The organism is Thermaerobacter sp. PB12/4term, from assembly GCF_003403315.2.
Classification (GTDB): domain Bacteria; phylum Bacillota; class Sulfobacillia; order Thermaerobacterales; family Thermaerobacteraceae; genus Thermaerobacter.
Genome location: NZ_CP048407.1, coordinates 715,903 through 733,731 on the forward strand (window position 1 = coordinate 715,903; position 17,829 = coordinate 733,731).

Below are 17,829 nucleotides of genomic sequence, written 5' to 3' on the forward strand. Positions count from 1 at the left end.
TCAGTCCAGGCCGGCGGCCACCGCCGGCAGGACCAATGCTGTCTCCTTCAGGATCCGCTCTCGGGAGGCCCTGGGGACCACCCACCAGAAGTGGGGAAGAACCCGGTCCCACTGGGCCAGCAGTTCCCGGGCCCGGGCGCTGCCGGTCCGGCGGGCGTGGAGCACCACCAGGCCGTGCAGGGTCTCCCGGGCCGCCTCCAGGGCGGCGGGGCTGGGCACCTCAGGCAGCCGGAACAGTTCCACCGACGGGGCGTGGTGGCGGGTGGCCAGGGCGCCGTGGGGATCGTAGACGAAGGCGGTGCCGCCCGTCATGCCGGCGCCCAGGTTGCGGCCGGTGGGGCCCAGGATCACCACGGTGCCGCCCGTCATGTACTCGCAGGCGTGATCGCCCGCCCCCTCCACCACAGCCACGGCGCCGCTGTTGCGCACCGCCAGCCGCTCGCCCGCCGCCCCGGCGCAGAAGAGGGCGCCGCCCGTAGCCCCGTAGAGCACGGTGTTGCCCACCACCACGTTGCGGGCGGGGTCGGCGGGGGTACCGGGTTCCGGCCGGATGACGATCTCGCCGCCGGCCATGCCCTTGCCCACGTAGTCGTTGGCCAGGCCCGTTAGCTCTAGGTGCAGGCCGCCGATGCAGAAGGCGCCGAAGGACTGGCCCGCCACGCCCCGGAAGGACAGGTGCAGCGTGCCGGGCGGCAGCCCCTGGTCGCCGTAGCGGCGCGCGATGGCCCAGGCCACGGTGGCACCCACCGTGCGGTCCGTGTTGCGGATGGTGTAGCTGCGCCGGACCGGGCGCCGCCGCTCGATGTAGGGCTCGAGTTCCGCGGCGATGCGGCGGGCCAGGTTGTCGTCGTCCGGCAGGGGGTTGCGCAGCTGGAGCCGCCGCAGGACGGGAGCCGGTTCGTCCGGCGCCGCGGTCCCCGGGGCACCTGTCGCCCGCGCCGGCCCGGCGGTTCCCGCAGCCGGCGCCGCCCCCGCCGCCCCGGTTCCCGCCGGCGCCGCCGGGACCAGCAGCCCCGACAGGTCGATCCGCTCCGCCCGGGGCAGGGACGCCGGCTTTTGCACCAGCAGGTCCGCCCGGCCGATCACCTCGTCCAGGGACCGGTACCCGAGCCCCGCCAAGAGTTCCCGCACCTCCTGGGCCATGTAGAGGAAGTAGTTCATCACGTGCTCGGGGGTGCCCGGGAACCGCTGGCGCAGCCGCTCCGCCTGGGTGGCGATGCCCACCGGGCAGGTGTTGGTGTGGCAGGCCCGGGCCATGACGCAGCCCTCGGCCACCAGGGCGGAGGTGCCGAAGGAGTACTCGTCGGCGCCCAGCAGGGCCGCCACCAGCACGTCCCGGCCGGTCTTCAGGCCGCCGTCGACCCGCACCGTCACCCGGCTGCGCAGGCCCGTGGCCACCAGCATGGCCTGGGTCTCCGCCAGCCCCAGCTCCCAGGGCAGGCCGGCGTGCTTGATGGAGCTCAAGGGCGACGATCCCGTGCCCCCGCTGTGCCCGCTGATCACCACGATGTCGGCGTAACCCTTGGCGACCCCGGCGGCGATGATGCCGACCCCCGTCTCGGCCACCAGCTTGACGGAGATCAGGGCCTCCGGGTTGGCCTGCTTGAGGTCGTAGATCAGCTGGGCCAGGTCTTCGATGGAGTAGATGTCGTGGTGCGGCGGCGGGGAGATCAGGGGCACCCCCGGCACCGTGTGCCGCAGCCGGGCGATCAGCTCCGTCACCTTGTGGCCGGGGATCTGCCCGCCCTCGCCGGGCTTGGAGCCCTGGGCCATCTTGATCTGGATCTCCACCGCCGACGCCAGGTAGGCGGGGGTGACGCCGAAGCGCCCCGAGGCCACCTGCTTCACTGCGCTGTTGCGCTCCGTGCCGTAGCGGGCCGGGTCCTCGCCGCCCTCGCCGGAGTTGGAGCGGCCGCCCAGGCGGTTCATGGCGATGGCCAGGTTCTCGTGGGCTTCGGGCGAGAGGGCGCCCACCGACATGGCGCCCGTGGAGAACCGGCGCACGATGGCCTCCACCGGCTCCACCTCGTCCAGAGGAACCGGCGGCCGGTCCGGGCGGAAATCCAGCAGGTCCCGCAGCTGGCTTGGCGGCCGGTCGTGCACCAGCCGGCTGAAGCGGCGGTAGTGCTCGTAGGAGGCCAGGAAGTCGCCGTCCAGCACCCCCGGCCGGGGCTTGGCCGCCGCCCGCACCGCCTCGTGCAGGGCGCGGACCACCTCCGGGTTGAACTCGTGAAGCTCCCCGTCCTTCTTGAACTTAAAGAACCCGTACCCGTCGGCGGCGGTCGCAGCCAGTTCGTGGCCGCCGGCGGCCTCGCCCGGGACGGCCCCGGGCGGCGACCCGGCACCCGGCTGGGCCTCGGCGCCTGCCTGGGGCCCGCTCACCGCCCGGGCCCCGGCGCCTTTCTGCAGCACGGCCGTAGTCCCGGCTTCGGCGCCTTCCCGGGACCCGCTCGCCGGCTGGACCCCGGCGCCTTCGTGGAGCCCGCCTTGGGCCCCGGCGGCCGGGTACCCCTGCCGGTGCCAGTAGAGCACGTCCTCCGCCAGCTCCCGCAGCCCGTTGCCGCCCACCGCGCAAGGCGTGCCGGTGAAGCAGCGTTCGACCACCGCCCGGTCCAGGCCGATGGCCTCGAAGATCTGGGCCCCCTGGTAGGCGTCCAGGGTGGAGATGCCCATCTTGGACATGACCTTCTTGAGGCCGGCCTCCACCGCCTGGATGAACCGCAGGGCGCCCTGGTCGCCGCCCATCTCCCGGGCCACGGCCAGCGCCAGGTACGGGTGGACCGCCGAGGCCCCGTACCCGACCAGGGCGGCGAAGTGGTGGACGTCCCGCGGCTCGCCGCTTTCCACCACCAGGGAGGCCAGGGCCCGCTTGCCCGCCCGCAGCAGGTGATGGTGGACCGCCCCCACGGCCAGCAGGGCGGGGATGGGCGCCTGGTCCGGCCCCACGCCCCGGTCCGTCAGGATCAGGATGGACGAACCGGCATCCACCGCCGCCTCGGCCTGGCGGCAGAGGGCGTCCAGGGCCGGCTCCAGGGCCGCCGGGCCGGTGGCGGGGAAGAGCATGGAAAGCTCGGCCACCCGGAACCCTCCGGCGCCGGGGGCCAGGGAGCCCACCTGCCGCAGCCAGGCCATCTGGGACTCGGTCAGCACGGGCCCGGGCAGCTCGATGACCCGCGCCTGGGCCGGTTCCTCCACCAGGAGGTTGGGGTGGCGGCCCAGCCGCACCGCCAGCGAGAAGACCAGCTCCTCCCGCAGGTGGTCGATGGGCGGGTTGGTCACCTGGGCAAAGCGCTGGCGGAAGTAGTGGTGCAGCGGCCGGTGCACCAGGGAGAGGACGGCATGGGGCGTGTCGTCGCCCATGGAGCCGTCGGGCTCCTTGCCGGTCTCCACCATGGGCCGCACGACGACCGTCAGCTCCTCCCGCGTCCAGCCGAAGGCGGCCAGGGGCGGGAGGGGAGCGGGGGATGGGCCGCCGGCAGCCGCGGCCGCTGCCGGCGCCGCCACGATCTGCTCCACCCAGCGCCCGTAGGGGCGGCGGGCGGCCACCTCCGCCTTGACCTCCTCATCGCGGAGGAACCGGCCCGTCACCAGGTCGACGGCGATGATCTGGCCGGGCCCCAGCTTGCCGTGTTCGTCCACGTCCGCCGGCTCGGCGTCCAGCACCCCCGCCTCGGAAGCCGCCACCACCAGCCCGCTCTTCAGCACGGTGTAGCGCATGGGCCGCAGCCCGTTGCGGTCGAGCCGCGCCCCCACCCAGCGGCCGTCGCTGAACACCAGCGCCGCCGGCCCGTCCCACGGCTCGGTCAGGCAGGCGTGGAACCGGTAGAAGTCCCGCAGCACGGGGGGCAGGCCGGCCACCTTCTCCCAGGCCTCGGGGACCAGCATCATCAGGGCGTGGCGGGCGTCGCGGCCGGCCAGGACCAAAAGCTCCAGCACGTTGTCCAGCATGGCCGAGTCGGAGCCCGAGGGGTCGATCACCGGCGCCACCGCCTCCGGCGACAGCTCCGGCCAGTCCGGCACCGCCAGCCACGGCTCCCGGGCTGCGATGCCGTTGACGTTGCCCTGGAGGGTGTTGATCTCCCCGTTGTGCCCCAGCAGCCGGAAGGGCTGGGCCCGCTCCCAGGTGGGGGTGGTGTTGGTGCTGTAGCGCTGGTGGAAGATCACGAACCGCGTGGCGAAGTCGGGATCCTGCAGGTCCAGGTAGAACCGGTCCAGGTCGGAAGCCATCAGAAGCCCCTTGTACACCACGGTCCGCGAAGACATGGAGGCCACGTACGGCCGCGGGTCGAACCCGGCCACCCGGCGCTCGAAGGCGCGCCGGGCCAGGTACAGGGCCCGGTCGAAGGGGAGGCCCGGGGCCACGCCCCGGCCGGGCACGATCACCGCGTGCCAGATGGACGGCTGGCTGGCGGCGGCGATGGGCCCCAGCACCCGGGGGTTCACCGGCACGGGACGCCAGGTCAGGACCTCCAGGCCCTGGTCGCGGCAGCTGGCCTCCAGAAGCGACCGGGCGCGTTCGGCGGCCGCCGGGTGCTGGGGGAGGAAGCAGGCGGCCAGGGCGAAGAGGTCGCCGGCCGGAAGGCGCAGGCCCCGCCCGGCCAGCTCGCGGGCCAGCAGGCGGCGGGGGATCTCCGTCATCACGCCCGCCCCGTCGCCGGTGGTGCCGTCGGCGGCCACGCCGCCCCGGTGCCGCAGCCGGTGGAGCGCCTCGAGGCCCAGCCTCACCAGGGACGGGTCCGGGCGGCCGGACAGGGTGGCGATGAAACCGACGCCGCAGGCGTCGTGCTCGGGCAGCCTGGGCCGGGCCGGGTGGGGGGTCGGATCGGGCGGTTGCCGGTGCATCGGGATCCCTCCTTTGCCCGCCGGTCCGCCGGAGTGGGCGCTCGCCAGCCGGGGACGGGGCCTGGGCCGGTTCCTGGGCGGTCCCCGGACCGGACCCTGGCCGGGACCTTGACCCGGGCCCTGGACCGGTGGGCTGGCTTCCCTCGATCCGGGCCTCGGACCGGATCCGGACCGGCGCCCTCGCCTGCGTGGCCGGCGTGCCCCTTGGCGTGCCACTTTGGGCGGCGGCCTGCGGCGGCGGGTGGCATTTGCAAGTTTGCTTTCATGGATCTTGCGGACGAACCGCGCAATGGCGCAGGGACTCACCAGGGCCGGCCCACCGGTTATACAGCCCATTGTATGAACCCTGTGGCCCGGGTGGGTCCAATCGTTCAGGCCAACTGCCCACGTTATGCCGGATATGTCCGCATATTTTGGGATGAATCGTCCGGCACTGCGGGGCTGGTCCACGGAGCGATTCGCTCGGTGAAGATTGGAAACGAATATTTAGGCATGATTATACGGTGCGCGGGGACCCCGTCAAGGGATCGTTAAGAAAGTTTATGATGTGTAACTTGCAAATGGCGCCCGGCCCTGGCGGAAGAGTTGCCGTCACCTGAAACATCGTCATCTGTTTCAGGCAGTCGATCCTCACGGATCGACGGTGCCGGTCTTACCCGGCAATGAGCGGGAGCCGGCTTCCCGCTTCCTCCGGGATCGCCTGCCTTGCGGCAGGTCTTCCATCCCGTCCACGGGCGTTTTACGTCTCCGGGCCACTCCCGGCGACGGCGGCCACCAGGGCTGCGAGATTTCGGGCCGCGTTTTCGTCCCGGTCGAGCACGAGCCCGCATTCCTCGCAGTGGAAAACTCGCTGCGAAAGCGGAAGCGACGTTTTGACCGGGCCGCACCGGGAGCAACGCTTGCTGCTGGGATAGAAGGGCGGCGCTTCGACCAGGACCGCCCCGTGCCAGGGACACTTATACCTGAGCTGGCGGCGGATCTCCGCCAGGGCCGCATCGGCCAGCACCCGGGCCAGCCGGCGGTTCTTCAGCATGCCCGCCACATGCAGATTCTCGACCACCACCACGCCGTAGGTGGTGGCGAGATCGTGGGTCAGCTTGTGGATGGCGTCCTGCCGGATGTGGGCCGCCCGGGCGTAGGCCCGCTGCAGCCGGCACAGCGCCTCCTGCCACCGTCGGCTTCCCCGCTGGCGCCGGGCCAGGGCGCGGTTGGATCGGGCGATCTTTCGGAGGGCTTTTTCAAGGGACCGGGGGTTCGGCCACTTCTCGCCCGTCGAAAGGACCGCCAGGTACTTCACCCCCGCGTCCACGCCCACCACCCGCCAGGGGAACCGGGGGCGGCCCGGCTGCCGTTCCACCTCGCAGGTGAAGCTGACGAACCACCGGCCCCCTTCCCGGGCGACCGTGGCCGACAGGATGCGGGCCGTTCCCGCTTCGATGCGCCGGAGCAGGGCCGTGGTCGGCTCGTGGGTCTTCACCCGCCCGATCCGGGGCAGGACGACGTGGCTTTGGTCGTCCACCCGGATCGCGCCGGTGGTGAACCGCACGGACTCACGACCCCGCCCCTTCTTCCGAAAGCGCGGGAACCCCACCCGGCGTCCCTTGCGTTCACCCTTGCGGCTTTTTGACCAGTTCTGAAGGGCCCGGGCCAGCCCGTCCAGGCCGGAGGAATAGGCCTCTTTCGAGTTTTCCCGCCACCAGGGGGCGACGACGTGCTTTTGCCGGTTCCACTCCCGCCGCAGGGCGGGAAGGGTCCATGGTACTTCCACGTCCTCGCCCCGGGCGCGGGCGTCCAGGCGCTCCTTCACCAGGGCCAGGCCCCAGTTGAAGGCGAAGCGGCGGGCGCCCACGTGGGAGGCCAGCGCCCGTTCCTGGCGGGGTGTGGGGCCGAGGGCGAAGCGGTACGCCTGCAAAACACGCATGGGGAAGCCCCCCAAAATCATCCAAGGACAGCGTATCAGAACATCTGTTCTTAGACAACGAGCCGGCCGAGGAGGGGTGGGGATGCTAAGATTTGATGACGTTGGGCGAGAAACGATAAGAAACGCATTAGCTGTTCTCGGCCCCGTGCCGGCCAGCGGCCGGTGGGGCGGGGTGAACGGCAACGGGCGGCGGCGAACGGTCACCGGCGGTGAACCGGGGGTAACAGGATGCGGGCGGCAACCCACCCCGGCGGCGGCACCGCACCAAGGCACCGCACCCCCACCGGCGCCGGTGCAGGGCACCGGCATAAACGGCGGGCCGTTCCGGTACGTGCCGTACCGGAACGGCCCGTTGCGCGCCGCCCGCCCGCCGGGCTAATTCCGGATCTGCTGCCCGCCGAAGGCTCCCTTCAGGCCGCCCGACGGGTAACCCGCCAGGCTGGTGTTGACGGCGCCCCCGGGCGCACCGTGCCCCATGGTGCCAAGGGCCCCGTCGCCGGTGGCGCCGTTCATGGCCGGCGCCACCTTGAGGGCCTCTTCGGTCCGCCGGACGTCGTCCTCCAGGTGGCGGATCAGGTCGGCCGGCGCAGGGGGCACGGTGTAGAGGCCCCGCCGCCGCAGCCACTCGTAGTGCTGTCCCGCCATCTCCAGGTGCTGGCCCGCCATCTGGTACAGGGTCCGGCGCAGGTGCCGGTCGGCCGCCTCGGTGGCCGCGATCATCATCCGCACGGCCATGTGCTTGCAATCCTGCAGGCAGTCCGCCACGGCCAGGGCATCGGGATCGGCCAGGCGGACGCCGGCGGCCTGAGCCGGCCCCTGCTGCGCCGCCTCCGGCATCCAGGCGGACGGGGGCGCGGTGTAGCCCACCGCCTGCTGGGGGCCCTGGCCCGGCCGGGTTCCCGGGGCCGCCGGGGCCGGCGGGGTCGAACCGGCCGCCGGGCCGCTCCACGGGGCGGGCGCCCAGTCGGGCGCAAACCCCACCCGGGGCGAGTCGAAGCGAATCCCTTCGGTGCCGGGGCCTCCCTCCGGACCGCCCTGGGCCGTCCAGTGACCGCGGAAGCCGGGCCCTGCCTCGGCCACCGGGACCGGGCCGCCTGCGACCTGGGCCGCTGCCCCGGGGCCGTACCCCACGGGCCGCACGGCGGTGAAGGCTTCGGCTTCGGGGGCGCCGCTGGCCCGTGCCCCTCGCTCGCGCAGGCCGGCACCACCCCGTTCCGCGCCGCCCGCCTCTGCGGCCCTGCGCGGGCCCTGCCCGCCAAGGAAGCCGGCTTCCATCCGCCCGCCGCCCGCGACGTCGCCGTAGCCGCCCACGCCGGGCTCCCGGGCTCCTGCCAGCCCGGCGCGCCAGTAACCCGCCTGGTCCAGGGCCTCGGCCCGGCCTGCGCCCGGCCGGTCGAAGGCGGTGACGCTCCCCGGCGCCACGGGTGCCACGGATCCCTGGGCCCGGGTCGCGGTACCGCCGCCACTTGCCCCTGCCCGGGCCTCCAGGCCCGCCGGTTCCCGCCGTGCCCCGGCCTGCCAGCCCTCGTTGTTGCCGGCCCCGGGTTCCCAGCCCACCAGCTCAGGCCGGTGGCGCAGAGCCTGCTGGGTCGCGCGGGCGCCTTCCCCCTGGGGGCCCAGCTCCGGGCTGCCGCCGCGGATAGGCCGCAGGCCGTCGCCGGCCGGGTCGCCCGCCCTGTAGCGGTGATCGGGGGTCGCCGCCGCGGGCCGGTAGCTGTAGGTGCCCGGACCGGTGGGCGGGTAACCCGGCGCACCGCCGGCCTCTGCCGGATGAACGGGCCGCGTTGCCGGTTCAGGGCCTCCGGCCGGGCCCCTCACCGGCACGGCGCCCGGACCGGCAGAGCCGTAGCGGACGGTCCCCGGGCCCGCCCCGAAGGGAGCCGTACCCGGCCCCGTGCCGAAGCCAACGCCCGCCCCGGGGCTCCCCGGGCCGCCGAAGTCCCCCATGCCGGGGCCGCCCCGGCCGCCGGCACCTCCCGCGTCGCCGCCGAAAGCCCCCGGGCTGAAGGCAGCCGTCGCCGGCCCGGTGGGCGGCGCCGCGAAGCCGGTTCCACCGTCGCGGGCGGCCTCCAGGCCGTACAGCCCGCCCTCGCCCGCCAGGGCCTGCTTGAGCTGCTGGCACTGCTGGCGGAAGGTCCGCTGGTGCGCCCCCAGCATCTGGACCACATCGGCGTCCCGGGCCGTGCTGGCGGCGTGGAGCAGCTTGTTGGCCACCGCATCGCAGGCGACGATCAGGTCCCGCAGCTCCAGGACCTCGTGGACGGTGCGCTGCACCCTTCCCCCTCCTTGGCCGCCGCATCCCGCGGCGGAACGCATGATGCCATTCAAGAGGAAGCGTGTTCGGGGCCGCGAACGGCTAGGATAGCAGTTTCTGGCAGAGGGTGCACCGAAGGGGGACCGGCTGTCCCAGGGGAAACCGGCGTCACCGAGGGGGAACCGCCCTATTGCCGGGGAAATAATCCCATCATGACACGGGCGAACAAGGGCGGGCCCTGCCGAAGGCGGCCGCCTATGGTGTCGAACCGGCCCCCGGCGGCCAACGAAGCGGGAGCCAACGGCCGGCGCCGCCAAGGGAAAGCGGTGAACTGGGCCGAACCGGCCCGCAGTGCCGGCCCGGTGGTCCCTACCGGGAACCCGCCGGCCGGGGCCGGGGACCCGCCCGGATCGCGGGGAAGGGGAGAGGGGTCGCGGTGGCTGCCAACCCGGCGTACATGGGGAGCCGCACCGGCGGCCCGGGGGACGAGCCCTGGGCCGGCTGGTGGCGGGTGGTGATCCTGGGGACCGGCTATCTGGGCATCCAGGTGGTCTGGACCCTCTACAACGCGTACCTGCCCAACTTCTACGGGCAGTACCTGGCCAGCAACTTCCTCATCGGCCTGATCATGATCCTGGACAACGTGGCCGCCGCCACGATCCAGCCCTACTTCGGCGCGCTGAGCGACCGGGTGTCCACCCACCTGGGCCGGCGAATGCCTTTCATATTTATAGGCGTTCCCCTGACGGCCCTGGGGCTCGTCCTGATCCCCCGGGAGCACAGCCTGGCCTTCCTGCTGCTGGCCACGGTGATCATGAACGTGGGCATCAGCGTCTACTCCAGCCCCGCCGTCGCCCTGATGCCCGACGTCACCCCGCCGGACAAGCGCGCCCGGGCCAACGGGATCATCATGCTGATGGGCGGGCTGGGGGCCATCCTGGCCATCTTCGTCCTCTCGCCCAGCTTCGACCGGGGCCGGACCCTGCCCTTCGACCAGGCGGCCCTGGTGGTGCTGGCGTCGCTGGCCCTGGTGGCCCTTCTGGTGCCCGAGCGGCGCCTGGCCCGGTTCGCCGGCAGCGAGGGGGACGAACCGGCCGCCGTGCCGGCGGGCGACGGCGCCCCGGCCCAGCGCGGCCATTTGCTGGTGGCCCTGCGGGCCGTGGCCCGCTCCAGCGACCGCCGGGCCTTCTGGCTCCTGCTGGCGGCCCTGGCCTGGGTGGCCGCCGTCAACGGTGCCCAAAACATGTTCACCCGCTACGGCACCGAAGCCCTGGGCCTGAGCCAGGTGCAGGCCACCTTCATGCTGGGCTACTTCGCCGGGCCCTTCATCCTGCTCTCCATCCCTGCCGGCATCCTGGGCGACCGCATCGGCCGGCTCCTGGCCACCCGCCTGGGCAGCGCGGGCATCGTCCTGGCCTTTTTCGCCCTAGCCCTGCAGCCGCCGGGGGCCCTGGTCCCGGTGCTCTTTGCCGTGGCGGGCCTGTGCTGGGCCCTGCTGATGACCAACGCCTACCCGATCCTGGTCAACCTGGCGCCGCCCGGCACCCTGGGGACCTACACGGGGCTCTGGAATCTGGCCATCGCCGTGGCGGGGCTCATCTCGCCGCCCCTCTACGGCGCCGTGGTCGACCTTCTGGGCTGGGCGGCCTTCTTCCCCGTGGGGCTGGTGTTCCTGGTGCTGGGGACCTGGTTCATCCTGCGGGTGCGGGGGGCGGGCGGGACGGCCTCGTGAGGGGGGGCGGCCGCGGGGTGCGGCGGTGTGCGGTGCCGCCGGGGCGGCCGGATGGTGCCGGGGAGGGCTGCCCCGAGGGCAGGCGGGGTGGAGTCGCGGAATCCGGGATGACGCGACGCCAGCGGATGCCTCCACGGGCAGGCGGTGTGCAGTCGCGGGACACGGGGGTTCCGCCGGAGCGGTTGGGTGCGCGGGGCCGGCGGATGCCCCCCACCCCGGCCGGGCGGAGTGCGGCCGCGAGGCCCGGGGGTCACCGGGCCAGCCGGGTGCCGCCGCGGGCTGCGCGGTGCCCCGCAGGCCGGCCCCTTGCCGACGGCCCGCCCGTGTGCAAGGAATTAATAAGGTTTGGACCGTGCGGCCGTTTCCGGCACCGCGCATCCGTAACCCTATGGCCAGGGAGGACGATGATATGCCCGAACGGATTGCCGTCATCGGCCTGGGGTACGTGGGCCTGCCCACGGCGCTGCTCTTTGCCGGCGCCGGCGTCGACGTGCTGGGCGTCGACATCAACCCGGAGCTGGTGGCGGCCCTGAACGCCGGCCGGTGCCCCGTGGAAGAACCCGGCCTGCCCGAGCTGCTGCAGGAGGTCCGCGCCACGGGCCGCTTCCGCGTGACCCAGCAGCTGGAGAGCCGGGACGTGTACATCATCACCGTGCCCACGCCCCTGGATCGGGAGACGGGCGGCTCCGATCTGACGGCGGTGCGCAAGGCCGCCGAGGCGGTGGCCGAGGTGGCGCGGCCCGGCCAGATGGTGATTCTGGAGTCCACGGTGCCGCCGGGGACGCTGGAGCGGCTGGTTCGTCCTATCATCGAGAGCCGGGTGGAAGGGCTGGATTACGTCTTCTCGCCCGAGCGGGTCCTGCCCGGCCGGATCCTGATCGAGCTGCCGGGCAACCCGCGGCTCATCGGAGCCGCCTCGCCCCGGGCGGCCGAACGCGCCCGGGCCCTCTACGCCACCTTCGTCCGGGGGGAGATCCGCATCACCGACCCCACCACCGCCGAGCTGGTCAAGCTGATGGAAAACACCTACCGGGACGTGAACATCGCCCTCGCCAACGAGTTCGCCCTGGCCTCCGAGCGGGTGGGCGTCAACGTCTGGGAGGCCATCGAGCTGGCGAACCTGCACCCGCGGGTGAACATCCACCGGCCGGGGCCGGGGGTGGGCGGTCACTGCATCGCCGTCGACCCCTGGTTCATCGTGGAGCGGGCGCCCCTGGCCACCGCCCTGATCCGCCAGGCCCGCACCACCAACGACCGGATGCCCCTTGTGGTGGCCGAGCGGGTGGAGGAGCTGACGGTGGGCCGGGGGCCGGGTCGCGGTCCCGGACGCGGCGAAGCGGGCGACGGGTTCCGGGCAGCGGCCGGCGACGGGCCCGGTACCGCTGGGGCTGCCACTGGCGGGGAAGCCGGGCCTGCACCAGCCGCACCAGCCGCTGCCAACGGCGCCCCTGGCGCCCTGCGCTCGGGCGGGATCCGGCCCGGCAGCATCAAGGTGGGCCTGCTGGGCCTGGCCTACAAGGGCAACTCCGACGACAGCCGGGAATCGCCGGCCTACGTGCTGGCCCGGATCCTGCGCAGCCGCGGCTTCGACGTGGTGGCCTACGATCCCCTGGTGCGGCGGGGCCCGCTGCCCAGCGCCACCCTGGAGGAGACGGCCCGCGGCGCCCACATCCTGGTGCTGGTCACCGACCACGACCGGTTCCGGGAGATCGACCCGGCGGCCGTGCGGGAGCTGGTGGCCCGGCCCGTGCTGCTGGACACCCGCAACCACCTGGATCACCAGCGCTGGCGAGCCGCCGGCTTCGAGGTCCACGTGCTGGGCGACGGCAAGGCGAGGTGGGCTTGGGCCGCTTCCGCCGGCGCCGCGGGCGCCGCCGGCAGCCTGGCGGAGACCGTCGTGCCAGGCACCGGCACGCTGCAACGCGGGTGAGGGCCCATGCCCGGCAGCCAGCCGCCCGCACCGGGGGCCGCACCTGGGCCCGCGCTTCCGCCCGCACCGGCACTCGCACCAGTGCCCACGCCGGGGCGCACGCCGGCTGAGGAGGCGCCGCCCGTCACCGGCCAGGACGCCGGCGAAGGGGAAGGCCGCCAGTCCCGCCCGGACCTGGCCGGCCCGGACCCGGCCCGCCCGGACTCAGCCGGCCCCGACCCGGATCGTCGCCCCCGGCCCGCCGGGCGCCCCCTGCGGGTCCTCGTCATCACCAACATGTACCCCAACCCGGACGAACCGGCCTTCGGCCTCTTCGTCCGCGGCCAGGTGGAGGCCCTGCGGGCGGCCGGGGCAGAGGTCGACGTCCTGGCCATGCCCCGCCGCGGCCGGAGCCTGCGAGGCCGGCTGGCCTACGCCGGCTGGTTCCTCCGGGGCTTGGCTCGGCTGCCCCGCCGCTATGACGCCGTCCACGCCCATTACGCCGTGCCCAGCGGCGTGGTGGGCATGGCCTTCCGGCGCTGGGCGCGGCGGCCACTGGTGGTGACGGTCCACGGCTCGGACGTGCTGGTTCTTCCCGAGCGGTACCCGCGGCTGGAGCCCGCGGTGCGGCGGGTGCTGCAGTGTGCCGACCATGTCATCGCCGTTTCCCGGTTCTTGCGCGACCGGGTGGTCCACCACTTCGGCGTGCCGCCCGAGCGGGTGATGGTACAGAGCGCGGGCATCGACACCCGGATCTTCCGGCCCGAAGCGCCGGGATGGGAGGCGGTCCGCGCCCGTTACGGCCAGGAGCCCCTTGTGGTGTTCACCGGGAACCTGATCCCCCGCAAGGGCGTCGATCAGCTGGTGCAGGCCTTCGCCCGGGTGCGGGAGCGCCAGGGGGCCGGCCACCTGCTGCTGGTGGGGCCGGCCGTCGACCCGCCCTACCGGGAGCTTCTGGAGGCCCGGATCGCCGCCCTGGGGATCCAGGACCACGTCACCTTCACCGGCGCCCAGCCGCCGGAGCAGGTGGCCGCCGCCATGGCCGCCGCCGACGTGTTCGTCCTGCCGTCCCTGGAGGAGGGGCTCGGCCTGGTGGTGCTGGAGGCCCTGGCCTGCGGGACGCCGGTGGTGGCCAGCCGCGCCGGCGGGATCCCGGAGGTGGTCCAGGACGGCGACTACGGGCTGCTGGTGCCGCCGGGGGACGTGACCGCCCTGGCCGCCGCCATCCGCCGGGTGCTGGACGAACCCCGCTTCCGCGAGCGGGCCCGCCGCTACGGCCCCCAGCTGGCCGCCCGGCACGACCGCTGGCGCCAGGCGGCGGAGCTGGTGGTGCTGTACCGGTCCCTGAGCCAGCGGGCCGGCCCTTAACCCTTAGGCATAGGCACCGGGGCACCGGTCGCCGGGTTCGGCCATGGGCAGGGACCCGGGCCGCCCAGGCGCCATCGCCATGGGAACTGGCCCGGCCGGGGCGGCCCCGCCGGCACGCCCGGAGCGGCTGCCCAAACGGCGCGGCCCCGCCGGCACGCTCGAAGCGGCCGCCCGAACGGCCCGGGCGGCAAGCGCGGCCATGATGAGCCACTGCCCCGGCCCCATGGCGGCGACGCCGCCGGTGGGAAGGCTACGCCGCGACCGCGGAGCGGCCTATCGATTCTGCACGACCGATTCTACCCGTTGGGGAGGGTGCCTTCCCTGCGCATCGAGCTGCTCGGCCTGCCCCTGGACGCGCTGACCTTCGACGAGACGGTGCGGCTCATCGTCGACCGCATCGCCCGGGGCGAGCCCACCATGCAGGTTTCGTTGAACGCCGCCAAGTACGTCCGGGCGGCGGAAGACCCCTTGCTGCGCGGCTTCATCCGCCGCGCCCACGTGGTAAGCCCCGACGGGGCCGGCCCCCTCTGGGCGGCCCGCCGCCTGGGCCTTGAGGTCCCCGAGCGGGTCCCCGGCGTCGACCTGATGCTGGCCCTCCTGCCCGAGGCCGCCCGCCACGGCTGGCCGGTCTTCCTGCTGGGCGCCCGCCCGGAGGTGGTGGAACGGGCCGCCGCCGAGGCGACCCGTCGCTGGCCGGGTCTGCAGGTGGCGGGCACCCACCACGGCTACTTCCGCGCCGATGAGGAGGCGGCGGTGGTGGAGCAGGTCCGCCAGAGCGGGGCGCGGCTGCTCTTCGTCGCCCTGGGCAGCCCCCGGCAGGAGCGGTTCCTCGACCGGTGGTTTGCGAAAACCGGCGTGACCTACGCCCAGGGCGTGGGGGGCGGGTTCGACGTGCTGGCCGGCTTCGCCCGCCGGGCCCCGGAGTGGATCCAGCGGGCGGGCTTGGAGGGCGTCTACCGGATGATACTGGAGCCCCGCAAGCGCTGGCGGCGGGTGGTGGTCGACAACGCCCGCTTCATTGCCCTGGTCCTGCGGGCGGCCCGGCGCCGCCGGGGCGGTGAAACCCGGCCGGGACCGGCCCCGTGAGGGAGCCGGCAAGCCCGGCGCTCCCGGCCGCCGACCTACCTGTCTCCAGGGAACCGTGCCTTGGGGGGAACCGCCAGCGGCCGGCCCGGCGGCAGCGAGCGAACCGCACCATGGGGGAACGGCCAGCGGTCGACCCCGCCGGCAGCCCACGAGCCTGACCACCCGGCACAAGGCCACCCGCCGCCCCGCCGCCAACCCTGGTCTCAACACCCGGCGAACTGCGCCCCCTCGACCCGGCGGCAGCCAGCGAACCTTGCCAGCCGGGGAACGGCCACCCGCCGCCCTGGCGCAGCCCCACGAGCCTCGCCATTCGGCCAACGGTGCCCTGTCGAGCCGCGGGTACCCAGCGAGCCTCGCCACCCGCTGAACGGCCACCCCTCGACCCCCACCGTGGCCGCCCCCTGCGTCATCCTGCCCACCGAGGGCCCGTGTCCTGCGAGCCGCGGTGACAAGCCCAATTTATCGCCACCCTTCGCCGCCGTTCCCGCCGTTTCGCCATCTTCCAACCCCATTCCATGGTGTGTCAGGGTGCGGCTGCCAGAATCCCCCACGACCCGGGCAGGACATGCCGCCCCGGGGACGAACCAACCTGTCCATGTGACAAATTTGTCAAATCGATGACACCCCCCTGGCCGCGGCGTCACCGCCGTTCGACAACCGGGGAAGAGGGCCGGTGGAGCCGGCGGCGGCGGGACGATCCGGTCCCACGCCGCCGACGAGGCCTTCCGGCTGACGGGGCGGGCGGGTTCGACCCCTTGAAGGAGCGCCGGTCCGGAGCCGTGCGGCGGCTTGAAGTGGAGGTGGAGGGAGATGGTCTGGAGGGAGACGGGGAGAGCATCCTGGGAGGCGGAGCCATCAGGCGGACGGTTACGGAGAGGCGGGGGCCGCAGGAGATCCGGCAACCGCCGAGGATCGGGTTCAGGACGCTGGCACCCTCTTCGCCGCGCCCTGGCCACCCTGGCCGCGGCGTCGCTCATGGCACTGGTGGCGGGGGCCGGCGCCGGTCTACGGCCGGCCGAGGCGGCGGGCCCGGTCCCGGCGCGGGCCATCGTCACCGGTTCCCTGCTCAACGTGCGGTCGGGACCGGGCACGGAGTTCGACCTCATCGACCGCTTGCCCGAGGGCACGGTGGTCCACCTGCGAACGAAGCAGGGCGGCTGGTTCGAGGTCCAGGCGCCCAGCGGCACCGTGGGCTGGGTGGCGGCCGATTACATCACCGCCGACCTGACGGGCGTGCGCATCGTGGTCGACCCCGGCCACGGCGGCACCGACGGCGGCGCTTACGCCAACACCCTGGTGGAGCGGGAGGTCAACCTGGCCATCGCCCTGCCCCTGCGGGACATCCTGGTGGCCCGGGGGGCGGAGGTGCGCATGACCCGGGAAGACCGGAACCCCAACCTGCCGCTCTGGAACAGCAACCCCTACGACCCCTCGACCCGCACGGGCATGGCCAACGCCTGGCCGGCCGACATGCTGATCAGTGTCCACAACAACGCCAGCGCCAACACCAGCACCCGGGGCCTCATGGCCATCTGGGGCAACGCCCCCGAGTCCCAGACCCTGGCCCAGGCCATCCACGACCGGACCCTCTACTGGACCGCCACCCGCCAGGGCTTCGACCACCTGAGCGCAGGCCAGGGGGTGTACCGGGATACCGCCATCCGCGGCCACACCCTGGCCATCACCAACCGCTCCCTGGTGCCCGCCACCATCGTCGAAGTGGCCTTCGTCACCAATGCCCAGGACGCGGCCCTGTTGAAGGACGCGAGCTTCCTGCGGGCGGCCGCCAGGGGCATCGCCGACGGTGCGGGCGCGTTCCTCCTGGCCCGGCTGCCCGACGGGCCCATCGTTCCCGGCCGCCAGCCCGCGGACGGTGGCAGCGGAAGCCCCTCGACCCCGGGCGGCGATCCCTCGGCACCCGGCGACGGAGGAACCCAGCCTCCGAGCGACGGCACCGGCGAAAGCCCTGCCCCGGGCACCGGTGACGGCACCTCCCCGGCCCCCGGCTCACCGGGTGACGGCACCGGCAGCACCCCCGGCACCCCGGGTGGGACGCCCGGTTCCGGGGATCCGGGAGGGGCTCCGGCACCTGCTCCCAACCCGCCGGCACCCCAGGCTCCGCCGGTGGCAGGGCCGCCCTTCCTGGATGTCAGCGGCACTCTGGCCGGCGAGGTCGAGCAGGCGCGCCAGCTGGGGCTGGTGAAGGGCTATGACGGCAACCTGTTCCGGCCCAAGGACCCCGTGTCCCGGGCAGAATTCGCGGCCATGGTGGTCCGGGCCGTCGAAGCGGCCGGGGGCAGGCAGCTGCCGCTGCCCGAGAGTAAGAGCTTCCCGGACGTGTCGCCACGCCAGGCGCTCTACGAATACGTGCTCAAGGCGGCCGGGCAAGGGTACATCCGGGGGACGCCGGCCGGCACCTTCGAACCCGACCGGCCCATCCGCCGGGAAGAAGCGGCAGCCATCCTTCGGCGGGCCGGCGAGCTGCCACCCGCGACGACCCGCTTCCGGGACGTGCCCCAGGGCAGCGGCTTCACCGAGGCCATCGCCGCTGCAGCCGCCGCCCAGATCCTGCAGGGATATTCGGACGAGCGCTTCGGTTACGGGGAGCCCATCGACCGCGCCCAGGCAGCGGCCGCGGTGGTCCGGCTGTACGAATACTTGCGGTAGCGAGAGGTCGCCCGGACCCGGGGCAGCCGGCATTGTGGACTTGGCGGGGG

At 73.9% G+C, this 17,829-nt stretch carries 8 protein-coding genes; 5 read left to right on the forward strand and 3 right to left on the reverse strand.

The window, feature by feature from the left end:
- From DYI95_RS02945 to DYI95_RS12945, 3 genes are all read right to left on the reverse strand, one after another.
- Positions 1–4,842, reverse strand: a complete 4,842-nt coding sequence (locus DYI95_RS02945) for a glutamate synthase-related protein (RefSeq protein WP_116900889.1) — start codon at positions 4,840–4,842, stop codon at positions 1–3.
- Between the two features lie 739 nt (positions 4,843–5,581).
- The gene (tnpB, locus tag DYI95_RS02950) at positions 5,582–6,763 is read right to left on the reverse strand and encodes an IS607 family element RNA-guided endonuclease TnpB (RefSeq protein WP_243149829.1); all 1,182 of its coding nucleotides are present in this window, start codon (positions 6,761–6,763) and stop codon (positions 5,582–5,584) included.
- 375 nt (positions 6,764–7,138) lie between these two features.
- Positions 7,139–9,037 (reverse strand): spore coat protein, encoded by a 1,899-nt coding sequence (locus tag DYI95_RS12945; RefSeq protein WP_116900888.1) that lies wholly within the window; start codon positions 9,035–9,037, stop codon positions 7,139–7,141.
- Between the two features lie 416 nt (positions 9,038–9,453).
- Between DYI95_RS12945 and DYI95_RS02960 the strand changes: the two genes are divergently transcribed.
- The 5 genes from DYI95_RS02960 (at position 9,454) to DYI95_RS02980 (ending at position 17,779) form a co-directional block, all read left to right on the forward strand.
- Positions 9,454–10,749 carry an MFS transporter gene (locus tag DYI95_RS02960; protein WP_116900887.1) on the forward strand — a complete coding sequence of 432 codons (1,296 nt, stop codon included), beginning with the start codon at positions 9,454–9,456 and terminating at the stop codon, positions 10,747–10,749.
- A 409-nt stretch (positions 10,750–11,158) separates the two neighbouring features.
- Positions 11,159–12,679: a nucleotide sugar dehydrogenase gene (locus DYI95_RS12950; RefSeq protein WP_116900886.1), complete on the forward strand. Its 1,521-nt coding sequence runs from the start codon at positions 11,159–11,161 to the stop codon at positions 12,677–12,679.
- 81 nt (positions 12,680–12,760) lie between these two features.
- Positions 12,761–14,026: a glycosyltransferase gene (locus DYI95_RS02970; RefSeq protein WP_116900885.1), complete on the forward strand. Its 1,266-nt coding sequence runs from the start codon at positions 12,761–12,763 to the stop codon at positions 14,024–14,026.
- A 312-nt stretch (positions 14,027–14,338) separates the two neighbouring features.
- Positions 14,339–15,112 carry a WecB/TagA/CpsF family glycosyltransferase gene (locus tag DYI95_RS02975; RefSeq protein WP_243149830.1) on the forward strand — a complete coding sequence of 258 codons (774 nt, stop codon included), beginning with the start codon at positions 14,339–14,341 and terminating at the stop codon, positions 15,110–15,112.
- A 975-nt stretch (positions 15,113–16,087) separates the two neighbouring features.
- Complete coding sequence (locus tag DYI95_RS02980) at positions 16,088–17,779, forward strand: N-acetylmuramoyl-L-alanine amidase (RefSeq protein WP_243149831.1); 1,692 nt, start codon at positions 16,088–16,090, stop codon at positions 17,777–17,779.
- Positions 17,780–17,829: the final 50 nt, after the last annotated feature.

Excerpts from the sequence above, each read along its gene's own strand:
- DYI95_RS02945 (WP_116900889.1), bottom strand. The coding sequence starts at position 4,842 with ATGCACCGGCAACCGCCCGATCCGACCCCCCACCCGGCCCGGCCCAGG.
- tnpB (WP_243149829.1), bottom strand. The coding sequence starts at position 6,763 with ATGCGTGTTTTGCAGGCGTACCGCTTCGCCCTCGGCCCCACACCCCGC.
- DYI95_RS12950 (WP_116900886.1), top strand. The coding sequence starts at position 11,159 with ATGCCCGAACGGATTGCCGTCATCGGCCTGGGGTACGTGGGCCTGCCC.
- DYI95_RS02980 (WP_243149831.1), top strand. The coding sequence starts at position 16,088 with ATGGCACTGGTGGCGGGGGCCGGCGCCGGTCTACGGCCGGCCGAGGCG.